We start from the raw sequence: 15,735 nt of genomic DNA on the forward strand, positions 1-15,735 counted from the left end.
TTTAACAACCTGTGGCGATGACTGTCCCCAGTAAGCAAGCCTGATCTAACTTGACCCCGGTCAAATTTGCCCCTTCCAATTCTGCACAGAGGAGATTGGCGCCGGTGAGGTTCGCCCCGGCTAAATTTGCGCCCCGTAGGTCAGCTTCTTCTAAGTTAGCTCCACTTAATAAACTTCCTTGCAAATCAGCACGACTTAAGTCAGCACCTTTGAGATTAGCGCCGGTGAGGTTTGTACCCCGTAAGTCAGCACTGCGTAAGTCAACACCCTGTAGGTTGACATTCATTAAATTAGCACCACTCAAGAAAGCACCAGCCAGGGAGACATCAGCCAGTGTGGCCCCCATTAAGTTGGCTCCGCGTAAATTACTACCACGCAAGTCAGCACTGGTTAAGTCGGCTTGCATTAAGTTCGCTCCCATGAGGTTCGCCCGCAGGTCAGTTTTTTGCAGGTTTGCGCCCATCAAGTTGGCTCCCTGGAAATGACCGCCTTCAAGTTTAGAACCGATGAAATTAGTACCGACTAAGTTAGCGCCTGCGAGATTGATCCGGCTCAGGTCAAGTTGGGAGAGTTCCTCATCTTCTAAGTTAGCTCCTGGAACTTGTTTGAGTTTTCCTGATTTAATGGCTTCAATATTCATGGGGATGACTGGTAATTAGGAAGCTCAGAGGTTTGATCAGTGAGGTTGTACTGTACTGGTTTGTTGATACTTATCCCATTGGGAGTCAAGGAGCCATAGGCCGGTGCTGACTTTGAGTGATATCACGGGTAAGTCTAGACCCTGCTGTAAACCCATAACTAATAAAGCTAGAGCATCTACAAGTTTAGGGTCAAAGCGGGTTGATTGTTGTTGTCTGCATGCCTCTAAGGCTTGGGTAAATATTTCTTGGGGAGTGTTTGGGGATGATTTGATGTTGTTGACGCGGCACTGGAAATCGGAGACTAGGGCTAAAATTCTCGATTCTAAGGGAATTTCATCTCCGGCTAAATTTGCTGGTTCCCCTGTACCGTTCCACCATTCGCTTTGGTGGGTGATAATTTGGGCAATGGCCTGGAGTCTGGGCATGGTTCGCAATACCTGGGCTCCTGGTACTAGGGGACAAGTTAAGGGACAATGGGGCGCTTGTTCTTGGTAGCGGGTAGATGTACCGGGAGTGAGAAGGCTTTCCGCTTTTTGTAGTGGGTCTATACGGTGTAAAAAACCTGCTAGTCGCAATCGTTTAATCTGCCATGCGGGTAGTTCTAAAAGCTGCCCCATGATCTCGGCAAGTGCTACCACTTCGGCGCAGGCCATGGGATTTTGGACATCTGCCATGTCGATTAATTGCGCCATCCGTAAAAATGCCTGGATTTCATTGGAAACTAGGTTACGGTCTAAGGCCTGTTGACTGGGAGCAGTGCTCAGTGGTTGTGGGTTCTGTCCTGTCTCGAGATAATCTACTACGCGGGAGACAACTGCACTTAAATGTTTTGGCGTAACTGGACTACAATGTATATTTTTTTGATGGTTGATTAGTTTTTCTGCTAGTTCTGGATTGTATTCTTGAATGTGGGCGATCGCCAAGTTGGCTGTTTCTTGCACTAACTCTGGTTCAAATGTCCATAATCCATAGAATTTGCGCTCTCTATCAGAACATGGTCTACCATCTGCCCCATAATCAGACTCTGATAGCTCTTGACAAAGTACCATGGCTGTGTATTCTGCGGACAGGATAATTAAGTGCCACTCCTGGGCTACTGGGTCAAGTGGATTTAATGGCACTAGATCGACATTACTAAGTTGGCTAGTGGGATGTTCTACAAAGCCTGTATCCGGTGTCGCCATAATCACAATTTGCCGGCTACACTGAGCCATATCTGCGTATCTTTCGGCTTCTTGGAGATACCATTTACCTTGTTGAAAGGCTGTAATAACTAAAGGTGAACTATCTTCACTTAAGATGTGGTCTTCTAAAGCATGGCACAGAGAAACTAAAGTATTTTTGTAGTAGACCCCAAGTGCAAGGGGTCTAGTAGTATTGCGGTGTGCTTTTTCCAGCTTTTGTAGTATTGAACCTTCTAACATAGGCTGTCATAATTGGTAAGTAATTCTGAATTTTGATCTGAATTTTGAATTGGGCGTTGCTGAATTAAACTATGAATTTACAGCAGATTGCAGCTTGATGGGTAATATATAATAAATCTTAAAACTCTTGTAGGGTAGACATCCTGCCCGCTGAGGAAATCATCTAAATACAAGTTACCATATTAGAAGGGTTCTATAGAACCCCCCTAGGGACGTTGTGATATTGTGACTACGGCGGCGAGAGGATGTCAAATATCTATGATACACTTAGAGGCTGTTTTTCTTTCTTGTCTATAGGTGCAGAAAGTGCTTCTTCCAAATTGGCACAACCCAATTTTTCCTCTAGGATGTTCATAACTTCGCGCCCGAAGTCATTAGGGTTTTGTTTCCAAGCTTGTAAGCAGACTTCCCCAAAGAAAGAACCAAGGGGTTCAGGATTCCAGAGGAGTTTTTTAGCTGTCCATGGCATCAAGCTCATGGGGTTATATCCTGGTTTAAGGATACCTTCTTTTAAGGCATATTCTTCTAAATGGGTATGGGGTTGGAGTCCAATAAAAAAGATAGCTGGTTCAACTTTATCAGCGCCAAAAATTCGTTCTAGTTCCCGGTGGTAGGCGATGGTTTGGCGGATGGTTTCGGGACGTTCGTCAATGACGTTAAAGGAATAGTTGACGGAAACTAATTCGTTAAAGCCAGCTGCTTTTAAGTCGCGACAGTTTTGTAAGACGGTGCGTAAATTGTAACCCATACGCATTTTGCGAACTAGTTCCTGAGAACCACTGGTAATCCCAATTTCAAAGTAGTTCATCCCGGTTTTGACCATTAAGTCACACAACTGGGGTGTTAAGTTGTCGGCTCTGATGTATGCTGCCCAGTGGATATCTGTCATACCAGAATCGACAATTTTCTGTAATAGTTCTACAGCATCATCAATAAATTTACGTGCCGGGATAAATTGAGCATCAGTAAACCAGAAGTTGCGAATACCGCGATTATATAATTGGCGAATCTCGGTAACTACTTCTGCTGCTGGGTTGATGCGGACTTGTTTACCTTCTACGACGGTGTAAACGCAGTAACAACAATTGTGGGGACAACCGCGCTTGGTTTGTACGCCAATATAAAAGTCTTGTTCTTGCAGGTAATAGTTAAATTCTGGCCAGATACTTTCTATATAGTCGTAGTTACAGGCGGTTTTTTCTAAGGGGGTGGGTTGTTCATGAATTAGGCGTGGTCGTGGTTGAGTTTCTCCCACTACATAGCAACGTTCATCTTGAATTTCTCTACCACTTAAAAGTTTTGCGATGAGTGTTTCACCTTCACCTACGGAAATAATTGTCCCTGGCGGTAAGGTTTTACCCAATTGTTCGTAAAATACACTGACTGCACCACCGCCGACAATGGCACGAGCATCAGGGTGATATTTTTGGGCGCGTGTTAAACCACGTTTGATTAATCCTTGGTTGCGCCACAACTCCACATAGTAAGCGATAAAGATTCGCAAACCGCCTAAAGCTCCACGTAATTTGATCAGGGGATTCTGAGCATAATAAAACTCAAAGGCGTTTTGTAGTGGGTTACCCCCACGTCCACCCACTGGAGCATAAATTTGAATATCACGCCAAGAAAATACTAGGAGTGTGGGTTTAAATTCATCGATACAGGTATCTAGGCTGGATGCGTAATCTAAAGGTGGTACTGTTCCCAAATCAAAGATCCGTTGTTCAATGTTGGGGAATAGTTTGTGAATGTGATCTGAAAGATATACTACCCCAATGGGAAATATGGGGTTACAGGGAAGGCGAACGTAGAGGATGCGATTTTCCATCATGGGTTTTTGGGCTTTCACCTTGCAGTTGTTTATGAAAACGATAGACAGATATGCAGTTGAAAACTGTTTGTTTATTTTAGTTGGCTTTGTAGTTGACAATTGCTACTGCGATGAACAGTGCGGACAATTGTGGGAATAGTTGGATTTGCTCGGAGTCAAAGGACATAAATACATGAATATATTTGATGAGCAAGATTGTTATATATCTTTACCATAACATTGAGTTTGGCTATTCAGGGAGCAAACCGCCCTGTGGGAGTCAGAATCAGTGATCCGAGTCCAGTAAAATTTAAAATCACTCTGGGGGAGTATATTTTTTTTACTAAAGTTATGATAGTTGATTAAGGTTTCATAACTTGAACATATATTTAGATAGAAATAGCGTAGAAAATTTCGGTTGGTAGTCGGAGTTACAGCATCTTGGGATCAGGCAATGTTAGTTTAAATAGTGTAATGTAAAATTGTAGCGTAAAGCTCCTCCGCAGTTATGCCTCAAATATTAGATCCTCTACCACCTGAGCAATCTGAGCATATCCTTTGTTGCTACGTTAATGCTACAAACAAAATCCAGGTGGCTCGCATCTGCAATATTTCTAATTGGTACTTTGAAAGAGTTGTTTTTCCAGGACAGCGCCTTGTGTTTGAAGCTCCATTAGAAGCTCAAATGGAAATTCATACGGGAATGATGGCCAGTGCAATTTTATCTGATACAATTGCGTGCGATCGCTTGGCTATGAGTGAGCCTACTAGTAATGAGTTTCATACAGACTCAATAGATATGGACACCATGAAGACACAACCAACGGTGCAGTCAATTAATAACCAACTTGAAAATACAACAAAACCTTTAACAATTGCTGGCTGAGTCTGGATTAAAAAAACAATTTTATCCAATTTCGGGGTTGCCAAATTCAGCAACCTTTTTGATTGACTCTCCGGGTCCCCATCTGGCTCCATTTCCATTTACAATCAATGTCATGAATTTACCTTCTTTTATTTGGTTGTGGAAAATAGCCGCTTGGTCGATGGGGTTATCGCTGGTAGGGTATCTGCTCCTAGCAGTTACGGGTATTTGGATGTTTCGGGAAAGAACTTTGGCGCATTTCCCCAGGTTCCGCTGGTTCCTGGGGGGACGTAGAGAAGTGCGATCGCTGCATTATACAATTGGTATCACTATGGTTAGTCTAGTGTTACTACTGCTAGCCATTGGCATTATTGGCACTATAGGACACTTTGGCTCATTGGGACACTCATCACACTTGATGGCTGGGTTAATAGTAGTAATATTAGTTTTGCTGTCTGCTTGGAGCGCCACACAAATTAACACTAGGCGTTCTTGGGCTAGACCTTTACATATTGGTGTGAATATTATTCTCTTTGGTGGTTTTATTTGGGTGTCCTTGACCGGTTGGATTGTAGTACAAAAGTATCTACCTTAGAGGCAGTGAGAGAGGCATGATTATATTTTCAAGGTTTATTGTTTTGTTTGGTGGATTGTCAATAAATCATCATAATTAAGAAAATAATTTCATCAAGTCAATTGCTAAAAATACTGATGGTAGCTTGCAATTACAGTTATTGATGATGTATTGTGATTTGTATTACTTTTTGCAAAAAAAATTACTGCTGTAGAGAAATCAAACCACGGTGGTTAATTGCAAAATGTTAATTCATACAAAAAAATAGATTTTCCTGCTATCAATGTATACCAGTGAATCCATCCAGTCTTCTACCAGAGGCAAAATTGGCTCAACCAGCCGTATTTTAGTAGTAGAAGATGAGGAGTTAATCCAAGAGATGCTAGCTTTAGCCTTGGAAGAAGAAGGTTTTAGCGTCATAAGTGCTGCGGATGGGCAATCAGCTGTAGAGTATTTCCAAAGTTGTGAAGCCAAGTCAGGGGAACCCGCTTTTGACTTAATAATTCTTGATGTCATGCTTCCTTATGTTAATGGTCTAGATATATGTCGGTTGCTGCGTCATCAAGGAAACCCAGTACCAATCTTGATTCTCAGTGCTAAAGGTAGCGAAACTGACCGGGTTTTGGGCTTAGAAGTAGGAGCGGATGATTACCTGACTAAACCCTTTAGTATGAGGGAATTAGTGGCTCGCTGTCGGGCTTTACTCCGTCGCCAACGCTTAATTACCTCGCCACAAATACAAGTATTAACACACAAGACTGTGAGTTTAAATCCCCAAGAATGTCGTGTGCTTGTCCGTGGTCAAGAGGTGAATTTATCTCCTAAAGAGTTTCGCTTGCTGGAACTGTTTATGAATTATCCTCGCCGTGTCTGGTCTCGTGAGCAATTGCTAGATCAGATTTGGGGTCCTGAATTTGTGGGTGACAGTAAAACTGTGGATGTTCATATCCGCTGGTTGCGGGAAAAACTAGAAGATGACCCTAGTCATCCAGAATACATTGTGACTGTCAGAGGCTTTGGCTACCGTTTTGGTTGAAAACTCCTACCGAAGATGCAAGTACTTGTTAATTTAGGGTTTTGAGCATTTTTCTGATATCTGTGGAGATAGTTGTTAGTTTTTATTAATGATCAAGTAACTAACAACTTATAGTCTCATGCTCTTATTGGGATTTTTTCTGGGTTTAGCGGTAGGTACTGGGTTGTGGATTTGGCAACAGGTTCAACTAAAACGCTACTTAAGGGGACTAATAGAACCCTCAAGCTCTGCTCATTCTCAGGTGGTGCTGGGACTAATACCTCCTTTGCATCGCAAAATAACCACCATCAAGCAGCAGCAGCAAAATTTGCAGCAGTCCCTAAAAACCTACCAAGACTTGCTGGATTTTGCTCCCATAGGATATTTGCAGGTAGATGAAGAAAATCAATTGCTGTGGTGCAATCAGCAAGCGCGACAAATATTATATCTACAAACATGGCAACCTGGACAGGTGCGGCTGTTACTAGAGTTGGTGCGGTCTTATGAACTTGACCATTTAGTGGAAAAAACTCGCGATCGCCAAGCATTACAGGTAAAAGAGTGGATATTTCACCCCTCTTCTGATTGCGCTTTTCGCGGTACTAGCGGTACTAAAAGTAATGGGGTATCAGGGGTATCGAGGATAAAACCCCTGGCGTTGCGCGCTTCCAGTTTACCACTACCCAATGGACAGGTGGGGGTATTTCTGGAAAATCGCCAACCTGTACTAGATATGAATCAGGAACGCGATCGCTCTTTTTCTGACCTAGCTCACGAACTCAGAACCCCCTTGACTTCCATTCGTTTGGTGGTGGAAACTTTACAAAACCGCTTAGACCCTCCCTTGAATCGTTGGGTTGATCGGCTAATGCAAGAGGTAGATCGGCTGATTAACTTAGTGCAAAGCTGGTTAGAACTGACTCAAATGGAAGCCAACCCCGCTATGCAATTGCATTTGGAAGTTGTGGAATTGCGATCGCTGATCATATCTGTGTGGGAAAGCTTAGAACCATTAACCCAAAAGCAACACCTGTCTATATCCTACTGCGGCCCAGAAAATCTGTGGATCAAAGCCGACCCTGGGCGTATTTATCAGGTTTTTCTCAACTTGCTGGACAACAGCATTAAATATAGTCTTCCTGGTAGCACTATTCAAATTCAAGCCCAAATCCTATCAATACCAGACACTGACAGTCGCCTAGTTCCTATTTTGGAAATAAATCTCATTGATTCCGGACTGGGTTTTTCCGAAGCAGATTTACCACATATATTTGAGCGATTTTACCGGGGAGATAAAGCTCGGACTCATTCCTCACTACCAGAAAATAATTCTCTGGGTGCAATTGTGGGTAATGGTTTAGGTTTAGCTATTGTGCGACAAATTATTGTCGCCCATGGCGGTTCTATTAAAGCGATGAATCATCCAGAAACCGGTGGAGCTTGGTTAAAACTTCAACTTCCTGAAGTTATGGCAAACTACCCAAGCCAAGACTATAGTTAAGAATATCTTCACTTTTGAGATTAATCAGTGTGCAAGCTGCCTTGTATGATCGCAACTCTCAACCGCAAAATCCCCAATTAGCACGTGCCATCAGGCGCTTGGAACGGGATATATTACGCATGGGAGCTTTGGTAGAACAATCCTTCCGCCTCAGCCACCAAGCCCTATTTTCCCGAGATTTAACAGCATCTCGGGAACTCCCCCGATTAGATAAAAAAATTGATCGCTTTTATAGACAAATAGAATCAGATTGTACGACAATTATCACACTCCAAGCACCTACAGATCAAAACTTACGCTGTTTAAGTGCCTTTATGCAGTTAGTGCGAGACTTAGAACGTATTGGGGATTATGCCGAGGATTTAGCTAACATTGCCGTAAAAATTTTTCCTTACCCACCACATAGCTCTTTGCCAGAGATTGAGGAGATGTCTCACCACGCACAAGCCATGCTAGCAAGTAGCTTAAAAGCCTTAGCTGATTTGGATGAAGTTGGGGGACGAGATTTAAAGCGCTTAGATGATACTGTAGATCATGCTTATGATCGAGTTTATCAAACTTTAGCCCAGCAAAGAGATGTACCGGGGGTAGTGGAGCCGATTGTACTCCTGGCGCTGGCAATTCGTTGTTTAGAACGGATGGCAGACCATGCTACTAACATTGGTCGCCGGGTAGCATACATTGTTACGGGACAAAGTTGTTAGGGGGTGATTGTTCCCTTCCACTGCGCTTACGGAAACATATTGATTTGGGTGGTTGAGCGAAGTCGAAACCACGATACCCACAATACCCTTAACTTTTGTTAAGTAACATACAATTTACCAAAATATTACCTTTTCTTAAACTTACTTAATTAGGCTAACTCTAGTTGCCCCAATATTAAGTACTTACATCATGTATCCCACCAGTCTGACCCCAAAGTTATCTGATGTATCTCATGACTCTATCCCCGGTGGAAAATTACCACAAAGATTATTTACTCGCCGCGAATTAATTCCCCCTGACAAGGATGTTCTGTGGCGTATTGATCGCGGCGCAGTTCGTACCTTAACCTGGAACGAAGATGGCATATTTATTGCTCTGGGTTATTGGGGAACTGGTGATCTGGTGGGACATTCTTTAACTAAAATCCAACCCTACCAAATTGAATGTTTGACAAGCGTAGAAGTTAGTATTGTACCCCCGGAGCTTTGGCACCAGTATACTGGTGCTTTCCTATCACACATTCAAGATTCAGAGGAAATATTAAGTATTGTACATCTCAAACCGATGTCCTTACGTTTGGGAAGGTTCCTACTGTGGTTAAGTCAAAAATTTGGGCGCGATGTAGAACAGGGGAGATTAATTGACCTAAATATTACCCACCAGGAAATATCAGAAGTCTTAAATACTACTCGTGTGACTATAACCCGGACTCTACAGGAATTTGAGGAACAAGAACTACTCCTACGCTACAAGCGGCGAATTATTCTTCTATCACAAAATAATCAGATAAAAAATAGAGTATCAAAAAAAATGATCATGGGCTTGTGTTAATTATAAAAATTTTGGTATATTCAAAACTGAAGCTATGAAAAGATCAGCAGAAAAAGCCTAAAGCTTTGCTGTTATCTCAACTTATTTGGTGTGAGTGAAACTTAAGAACATGACAAAACTACTTTGGAACGCCCTCAAAGTTAGCCCAGCAATTGCGGCTCTATTCTTTGCTAATACAGCCCTGGCTGGTGAACTAAATCAAAAAACAACCGTTGCTCAATTGTCCCAAGAGGCTAACAGCATCGGTCAGGTAACATCTGTTTCTCAATTTTCTGATGTCCGCCCCACAGACTGGGCATACCGCGCATTACAATCTTTAGTAGAGCGCTACGGTTGTATCTCCGGTTTTCCCGACAATACTTTCCGCGGTAACCGCACCTTAACTCGTTTTGAATTTGCAGCGGCTTTAAACGCTTGTTTAGACAGAGTTAACGAACTAATCGCCACTGCAACCGCTGATGTCATTACAAGACAAGATTTAGCTTCATTACAGCGGTTACAAGAAGAATTTTCTGCTGAATTGGCAACCCTGCGCGGTCGTGTAGATGCTCTGGAAGCTCGCACTGCTGAGTTAGAAGCTAATCAGTTTTCTACCACCACCAAGTTATCTGGGGAAGCTATTTTTGGCTTGTATCAGGCTTTTGGTGAGAAGCAAGCGGATAGGGACACAAACCCTGATAACAATCCCGATCTACAAAGCAATACCGCTTTTGCTAACAGAGTACGCTTAACTCTCAATACTAGCTTTACTGGTAAGGATAGGTTGCAAACTCGGTTGAATTACGGGAACTTTGTAAGACCCACCACAGGGACTAACATGACCCGTCTTGGTTTTGAGGCTAGTGATGATCTTAACATCGATAAAGTTAACTACACCTTCAACCTGAGTGACTCCGTACGAGTCAAAATCGATGCGGTGGGTGCTGACTTAGATGATAACGTCCCTAACTTCCATCCTGACTTTGCTAGTTCTGGTGGCGGTGCTATTTCTCGTTACGGTCGTTTCAGCCCCATTTACCGCACAGGTGGTGGTAGTGCTTTAACTGTCAACTTGAATCCCAGTGGTCCTTTAACTTTAAGCGCCGCTTATGTAGCATCCAATGCTAACAACCCTAACGAGAAAAATGGTATTTTCGATGGTGGTAGTACAATCTTCGGTCAAGTGGCTTTCAGACCCAGCAATGCTTTAAATGTTGGTTTTAGCTACGCACGTGCTTATCAAAATAGTGAGTCTGGTGTAAACCTTTTTGGTAGTACAGGAAGTAGGATAGCTAACAACCCATTTGGTGATGTTGCAACTTCTGCTGACCACTATGGTTTCCAAGCTAGTTTAAAACCTAGCTCGTCACTGACCCTAGGCGGTTGGGCTGGTTTCAGCAATGCTAAATCTGAAGTTAGCAATGCTGACGCGGATATGTTCTACTGGACTAGCAGTTTAGCTGTTAAAGACTTTGGTAGAGAAGGTAACGTATTGGGTCTGATCTTTGGTCAACCCCCCAAGATTACAGGTGGTTCTTCAGCAACAGGTACTTCTCTAGAGGAGTCCGACACCTCCTATCATTTAGAAGGTCTCTACAAAATGCGCTTCAGCGACAACATTACCGTCACTCCCGGCGTATTGGTTATTCTCAACCCTGAAAACAACGATAATAACGAAACTATCTATGTAGGTACACTGCGTACCACCTTCAGATTCTAAAGCTGTCGTGAACAGTTAATTAAAAAGCCCGCCTTGGTGCGGGTTTTTTGGTTTTCGCTTATAGGGCGCATTTTATCTGGGTGAGGTAGACAAGGGAGGGCACCGATGCCCACCCCACAAGATTTATGATATTAAGATGTGTACTTTATTTACTTGAATAGTGCTGTATATCCGCAGGAGGTCGATCGCTACTCCAACCCCACCACACAGAACTACACTGACAATGGTAAAATTCTTGCCATTTGCGACGATTGTCTGGTGTGATGACAGGCGATCGCCTATTAATCCAAACTTTTACCGCTTCGAGGCTACTAGCGTGACAACTAGGACAGCAGAACTCGTGAGCATGAACCGCTTGATTTGTCCATTCAGGGGCGATGGGAGCAAAAGCATCCATTTAATTGGTAGTTGGTAATTCAGAAGGTTAAGCTGGTTAAGTATTCTGTAAGTACAACAGTCATAATCATAGAATACAGTAATATCACCTCAGTCACCTAATAGAGTATTTTGGTAACCAGAGCAGAGACTGTGAACAACTGTAATTATGTCATCAACAATTATTGTTATGGAGTCAAAGGCTGAGATTCGCCGGTTACTAAATGTCATACCTGCTTCTAGTCGGATGACAGTAAAAATTGTCAGCAAGCCCAAGCAGCCCAAGGTAATTGATGCTACTTTTCCTCTACCTTGGAAACGGGAGCGAGTCATATCTATCAATTTTAATTTCTGGTCTTCTTTACCGGAACCCCAACGGGATTTATTAATATTGCAGAAGGTAAGCTGGTTAACACAGGTGAAGTGGTTTCAACCCCAGATTTATCAAGGTGTGGCGATCGCTGGTTTGGTAGCGGGAGTGATGGAGTCAGCACAGGGGGATGTTCTGGGTGTGGGAGTTGCTACGGGATTAAGCGCCATGGCGCTGCTGCGGATTTGGCGGGGTAACAAATCTTCGGAATTAGACTTAAACGCCGATTTAGCAGCTATAGCGATCGCTCAACGTCGGGGTTACTCAGAAACTCAAGCAGCGGAGCATTTATTATCTGCCATTGAGGCGATCGCTGGTATGCAAAAAAATGGTAGTTTAGATTTTAATGAGTTAATTCGTTGTCAAAATTTACGGGCGATCGGTAATTTATCACAGTGATAGACCTGATATTCATATCCGGTCACTCCCGGTAAGTTCTGAAAATCAAGTGAACATTGTTGTTGTACTGTCTCCCCTATAGGAGCATGAAAATTAACTAACCATAAATCAAAGGGGCGGGGTAATTGTTTAACAGTTGTGCCTAAGGCTATAGTAGAGGTATTAGGGTCCTGGTCTTGATGGGCTAGGATAAATTGGGTATTAGTCTGTGAACCTGAGAATTTTAATTCCCTGGCTATACTGATCATCTCTCCGGTTTGTACTAAAGTTTTATGGGTTGTGGCTATCAACACTGGTTGTGAAGAATTTTCTTCAATCACGGGAACCAATAAATCAGGGCGGTAATATTTGCGATAACCCAGATTAAAGGTAACTGTAATGGCGCTAAGTAATCCCATCACCCAAATCAGGATGACAGCTTGTTTACCGGTGATACCCCATTGACCAATGTTGGGATTTTGATAACAACTTGCTAGAGTCGCACCCAGGAGGATCATCACAGCGGGAAAGTAAACAAAACTATAACGAGCGCCCCGTGTGATATCTATACCCAGGAAGTAAGTAAAGCAGAAAAATAAAGCGATCGCTCCTAATATCACCCCAGCAAACACCTGAGTGATGAAACTAGTTTCAGGGTTTTGTAGTTGTACTTTAAGACCAGCAATTAAAATAGGTATTGCCCAAATAAAGAAAATTAACATTACCAACCCGGAGAGAATGATCACCGTTAACTGTGGTGCTTCCACCGGGAGGAGGGAAATCATGGTAATCCAGGTGGCTAAAGCTTGGAAAATAGGGCTAATCCAACTTAGTCCCACCCGTTCACCTTGAATCCACTCTGTTAAAGCACCAATATGACGATTTTGCAACCAGGTAGGTAACCAAACTAACCCAGCTACAGCAGTACCAGCTGCAATCAAATATAGTCGCCGCCAACTGGGAGAGAATAACACCCAATTTTTTGCCTGTGTTTGTTGTTTCCCCGCTACAAAAATCAACACTAAAGCAATGGCGCTCAGAGTGAGAACAAAAAAGTAATGAGTAGCAATACCCAAGGCGTTAATACTTACCCAAGCAACAATTAACCACATGGGTAATAAGGTTTGGTTTTGCAAGTGATTGATAGCAATCACTAAGCAAGCTAAGGAACCCATCACCCAGAGGATAGCCAAACTATAATGACGTGCTTCCTGTGCTAAATAAATACCGTATGGTGAAACTGCGATCATGGCCGCCGATAATTGTCCCACTAATGCAGAACGAAAAGCTAACTTACCCAAAACATAAGCACAGGGAATAGAAACTGCACCCAGTAAAGCGGGAAATGAGCGCGCAGCAAACAATGATACTATACCTTCTTGATGGGGAAATAGTTTCATCCACAGATGAACCATTACAAAATATATAGGTGGATGGCTATCTTCTGTGAGGAGATGATGAATTACATCCCCCACACCAGCGGCGGGATTTATTTGTAATGGCTGTAATAATATATCAGAGGCGATCGCTTGATCTAAGGGTATTGGTAAAAAACTATTTCCCAAGCTAAACACCAAAGTAGCAATTTCATCAATCCAAGGTGGTTTAGCTGTTAAGTTGGTGAACCGTAAAGCCACACCTATTATGAACCATATCAGCAACAGTAAAGGATGAAACCAGGGAGCGGAAACGGTAGAGCGCCAATTTTTATTGAAATACATATACTTGTAGAATTTTGGCTGGCTGAAATTAAAAAAATGATGTACTAATATCTACTGAATTTATCTATTGTTTGACCTCGGATATTTTACGATAAATTTGTGTGGTTTCCATGTTCCTTAAGAGGGTATAATCTGTTTTGAGTGTTTTTTCCAGTAAGGCGATCGCTTCTGGATGACTTTGTAAATACCAAACATTTTCCTTTTTGACAATAAACTCAGGTTTTTGTGCCAACACTTCCAGTAATGCTTGATTAGTATTAGCAGTTGGACCTTGGAGAACACGTAGTAAATATTCTTTGGATATATTTGATGGATGGGTGACTATTTTTGTAGGCGGTTTCAGGTTCAGGAGCCAATAAACCAGATGATGATCCATCATATATGCTGTAATATCACTTCCTCCCTGTTCAGCTAAATATTTAGCTAAATCATATTCTTTACCGTATAAGATTGATTGTTGTGTCACCAGACGCACCCCTATAGTTTTGTATTCATTCAAACTGGGTGTAACCGTGAGCATCAAGGTGACTATGAGTATGAAATAACCTGCTTTTAAGTTTAAATCCAAGATTTTCATCAACCAAGATGCTAATACCAGAGCAAAAAAAGGAGCCAGTTGAATCATATAATGACTATGTGCCGCACCACTATTTAAAATCGACCATTCAGTACCAAAAAAGTATATCAATAAGTATATAAATTTATTTCGTTGCTGTGAATATTTTTTCTGTTGTTTAATAATTAAAATAATCTGATAACAACCTATTAAAAATATAATCCCCCAAATATCATAAATTTGCTTAAATATAATTTGCCAGAATGGTATTTGAGAATGTGAGTAAGCTAAGGAAGCATCAATTACCGCAGCCTTAAATAGGGCAAAATTGTTGGTCGCTATGTATGGTAAAAACAAAACTATGAATGGAATTAAACAACCAATTCCATAGGCAAATATGGATAATAAACATTTATAATGTAAATTAAAATTATTAATGCTTCTAGCTGCAATATATAAACCTAAAATTAATGCTACATAAGCTAAATTTAGGCGAATCATACAAGCGGTTCCCATCAGCAAACCAACAATGAAAAATTTTAGATTACTTAATTTAAGCTCTTTCAAGAGCAGGGCTAATGAACCGAGTAAAGGTACAATAGCTATATGCTCGGTCATCGTAGATTTACCATCCATCAACGGACCAGTTAAAATAACAAAGATAATAGCAGCTAATAAACTCAATTTTCGTCCCCACACACAGCGACAAATATAGTAAGTCAGAATGGCTGATATGATTACGCATATTGTCCCAAATAGGCGAATAGATATTATAGATTTACCAAAAGCTAAAATAGGTAAAGCATAGCTAAAGAATGCAAGTGGTGGCTTTAAATCCCATATTTCTACATATGGTAAGTTACCATTTAAAATGGACTGACCCATTAAAATAAATGTACTTTCATCCCAATTGAATGTAGAACGGAAGAAAAATGGTAAGCGGAAGAACAGAGTAAATAGAGTTATAATACACAGATGCCAATATCTCATGATGGGTATTTTATGATTTATCCAAGTCGTAAAAGGGTTAATTCTGTAGGCAGATATTTACTGATTTAACCATAGTTCCTCTCTTCAATAACTCGGATATGGTCACAAATTTATATCCCTGGGGAGTGTAAGTACTCAAAATTCTGGCTCTACCGTACTTGTTATGCTAATTTAACAACTGGTTCGAGGGAACAGGGAACAGGGAACAGGGAACAGAGATTAAGAAGGAATATTCAGGCATTTTCTTCAATAACCAACATTATTTCCCTTATACGGTAAG

The 15,735-nt window shown here is 41.8% G+C and carries 14 protein-coding genes; 8 read left to right on the forward strand and 6 right to left on the reverse strand.

Translation table 11 applies throughout. The features are described from left to right. Position 1: 1 nt before the first annotated feature. The 3 genes from NWP22_RS03375 to NWP22_RS03385 form a co-directional block, all read right to left on the reverse strand. A complete protein-coding gene (locus tag NWP22_RS03375; protein ID WP_280801510.1) occupies positions 2-640 on the reverse strand; it encodes a pentapeptide repeat-containing protein in 639 nt (212 codons plus the stop codon). Positions 641-676: 36 nt separating this feature from the next. Beyond that, positions 677-2,065, reverse strand: a complete 1,389-nt coding sequence (locus NWP22_RS03380) for a DICT sensory domain-containing protein (protein WP_280801511.1) — start codon at positions 2,063-2,065, stop codon at positions 677-679. Positions 2,066-2,321: 256 nt separating this feature from the next. Continuing rightward, the gene (locus NWP22_RS03385; protein ID WP_271734038.1) at positions 2,322-3,896 is read right to left on the reverse strand and encodes a photosystem II high light acclimation radical SAM protein; all 1,575 of its coding nucleotides are present in this window, start codon (positions 3,894-3,896) and stop codon (positions 2,322-2,324) included. A 487-nt stretch (positions 3,897-4,383) separates the two neighbouring features. Here NWP22_RS03385 and NWP22_RS03390 point away from each other — a divergent pair, with 487 nt between their 5' ends. The 7 genes from NWP22_RS03390 (at position 4,384) to NWP22_RS03420 (ending at position 11,065) form a co-directional block, all read left to right on the forward strand. After that, positions 4,384-4,761: a DUF1830 domain-containing protein gene (locus tag NWP22_RS03390; protein ID WP_271734028.1), complete on the forward strand. Its 378-nt coding sequence runs from the start codon at positions 4,384-4,386 to the stop codon at positions 4,759-4,761. A gap of 112 nt (positions 4,762-4,873) precedes the next feature. Beyond that, a complete protein-coding gene (locus tag NWP22_RS03395; RefSeq protein ID WP_271734029.1) occupies positions 4,874-5,335 on the forward strand; it encodes a DUF4079 domain-containing protein in 462 nt (153 codons plus the stop codon). A gap of 262 nt (positions 5,336-5,597) precedes the next feature. Further along, a complete protein-coding gene (locus NWP22_RS03400; protein WP_271734030.1) occupies positions 5,598-6,350 on the forward strand; it encodes a response regulator transcription factor in 753 nt (250 codons plus the stop codon). 118 nt (positions 6,351-6,468) lie between these two features. Beyond that, positions 6,469-7,830, forward strand: a complete 1,362-nt coding sequence (locus tag NWP22_RS03405) for a PAS domain-containing sensor histidine kinase (RefSeq protein ID WP_271734031.1) — start codon at positions 6,469-6,471, stop codon at positions 7,828-7,830. Positions 7,831-7,859: 29 nt separating this feature from the next. Continuing rightward, entirely contained in the window at positions 7,860-8,534 is a 675-nt protein-coding gene (phoU, locus tag NWP22_RS03410; protein WP_271734032.1) for a phosphate signaling complex protein PhoU, read from the forward strand. Between the two features lie 190 nt (positions 8,535-8,724). Next, on the forward strand, positions 8,725-9,366 hold the full coding sequence (locus NWP22_RS03415) for a Crp/Fnr family transcriptional regulator (protein WP_271734033.1): 642 nt from the start codon (positions 8,725-8,727) through the stop codon (positions 9,364-9,366). 109 nt (positions 9,367-9,475) lie between these two features. Then, entirely contained in the window at positions 9,476-11,065 is a 1,590-nt protein-coding gene (locus NWP22_RS03420; RefSeq protein WP_271734034.1) for an iron uptake porin, read from the forward strand. A 145-nt stretch (positions 11,066-11,210) separates the two neighbouring features. Here the strand turns inward: NWP22_RS03420 and NWP22_RS03425 are convergent, their stop codons facing one another. Continuing rightward, entirely contained in the window at positions 11,211-11,462 is a 252-nt protein-coding gene (locus NWP22_RS03425; RefSeq protein ID WP_280801512.1) for a hypothetical protein, read from the reverse strand. Between the two features lie 168 nt (positions 11,463-11,630). On the opposite strand from NWP22_RS03425, the gene NWP22_RS03430 reads away from it, so the two are divergent. Further along, positions 11,631-12,209 (forward strand): DUF3318 domain-containing protein, encoded by a 579-nt coding sequence (locus tag NWP22_RS03430; protein WP_280801514.1) that lies wholly within the window; start codon positions 11,631-11,633, stop codon positions 12,207-12,209. Here the strand turns inward: NWP22_RS03430 and NWP22_RS03435 are convergent. Together NWP22_RS03435 and NWP22_RS03440 are read right to left on the reverse strand one after the other, a co-directional pair. After that, positions 12,173-13,909, reverse strand: coding sequence for a glycosyltransferase family 39 protein (locus NWP22_RS03435; protein WP_271734036.1), 1,737 nt, complete (start codon positions 13,907-13,909; stop codon positions 12,173-12,175). The genes NWP22_RS03430 and NWP22_RS03435 overlap by 37 nt on opposite strands. Before the next feature lie 64 nt (positions 13,910-13,973). Beyond that, the gene (locus tag NWP22_RS03440) at positions 13,974-15,350 is read right to left on the reverse strand and encodes an ArnT family glycosyltransferase (protein WP_280801513.1); all 1,377 of its coding nucleotides are present in this window, start codon (positions 15,348-15,350) and stop codon (positions 13,974-13,976) included. Positions 15,351-15,735: the final 385 nt, after the last annotated feature.

Source organism: Anabaenopsis tanganyikae CS-531, assembly GCF_029891675.1.
Taxonomy (GTDB): Bacteria; Cyanobacteriota; Cyanobacteriia; order Cyanobacteriales; family Nostocaceae; genus Anabaenopsis; species Anabaenopsis arnoldii.

Excerpts from the sequence above, each read along its gene's own strand:
- NWP22_RS03375 (WP_280801510.1), bottom strand. The coding sequence starts at position 640 with ATGAATATTGAAGCCATTAAATCAGGAAAACTCAAACAAGTTCCAGGA.
- NWP22_RS03380 (WP_280801511.1), bottom strand. The coding sequence starts at position 2,065 with ATGTTAGAAGGTTCAATACTACAAAAGCTGGAAAAAGCACACCGCAAT.
- NWP22_RS03385 (WP_271734038.1), bottom strand. The coding sequence starts at position 3,896 with ATGATGGAAAATCGCATCCTCTACGTTCGCCTTCCCTGTAACCCCATA.
- NWP22_RS03390 (WP_271734028.1), top strand. The coding sequence starts at position 4,384 with ATGCCTCAAATATTAGATCCTCTACCACCTGAGCAATCTGAGCATATC.
- NWP22_RS03395 (WP_271734029.1), top strand. The coding sequence starts at position 4,874 with ATGAATTTACCTTCTTTTATTTGGTTGTGGAAAATAGCCGCTTGGTCG.
- NWP22_RS03400 (WP_271734030.1), top strand. The coding sequence starts at position 5,598 with ATGTATACCAGTGAATCCATCCAGTCTTCTACCAGAGGCAAAATTGGC.
- NWP22_RS03405 (WP_271734031.1), top strand. The coding sequence starts at position 6,469 with ATGCTCTTATTGGGATTTTTTCTGGGTTTAGCGGTAGGTACTGGGTTG.
- NWP22_RS03415 (WP_271734033.1), top strand. The coding sequence starts at position 8,725 with ATGTATCCCACCAGTCTGACCCCAAAGTTATCTGATGTATCTCATGAC.
- NWP22_RS03420 (WP_271734034.1), top strand. The coding sequence starts at position 9,476 with ATGACAAAACTACTTTGGAACGCCCTCAAAGTTAGCCCAGCAATTGCG.
- NWP22_RS03425 (WP_280801512.1), bottom strand. The coding sequence starts at position 11,462 with ATGGATGCTTTTGCTCCCATCGCCCCTGAATGGACAAATCAAGCGGTT.
- NWP22_RS03430 (WP_280801514.1), top strand. The coding sequence starts at position 11,631 with ATGGAGTCAAAGGCTGAGATTCGCCGGTTACTAAATGTCATACCTGCT.
- NWP22_RS03435 (WP_271734036.1), bottom strand. The coding sequence starts at position 13,909 with ATGTATTTCAATAAAAATTGGCGCTCTACCGTTTCCGCTCCCTGGTTT.
- NWP22_RS03440 (WP_280801513.1), bottom strand. The coding sequence starts at position 15,350 with ATGGGTCAGTCCATTTTAAATGGTAACTTACCATATGTAGAAATATGG.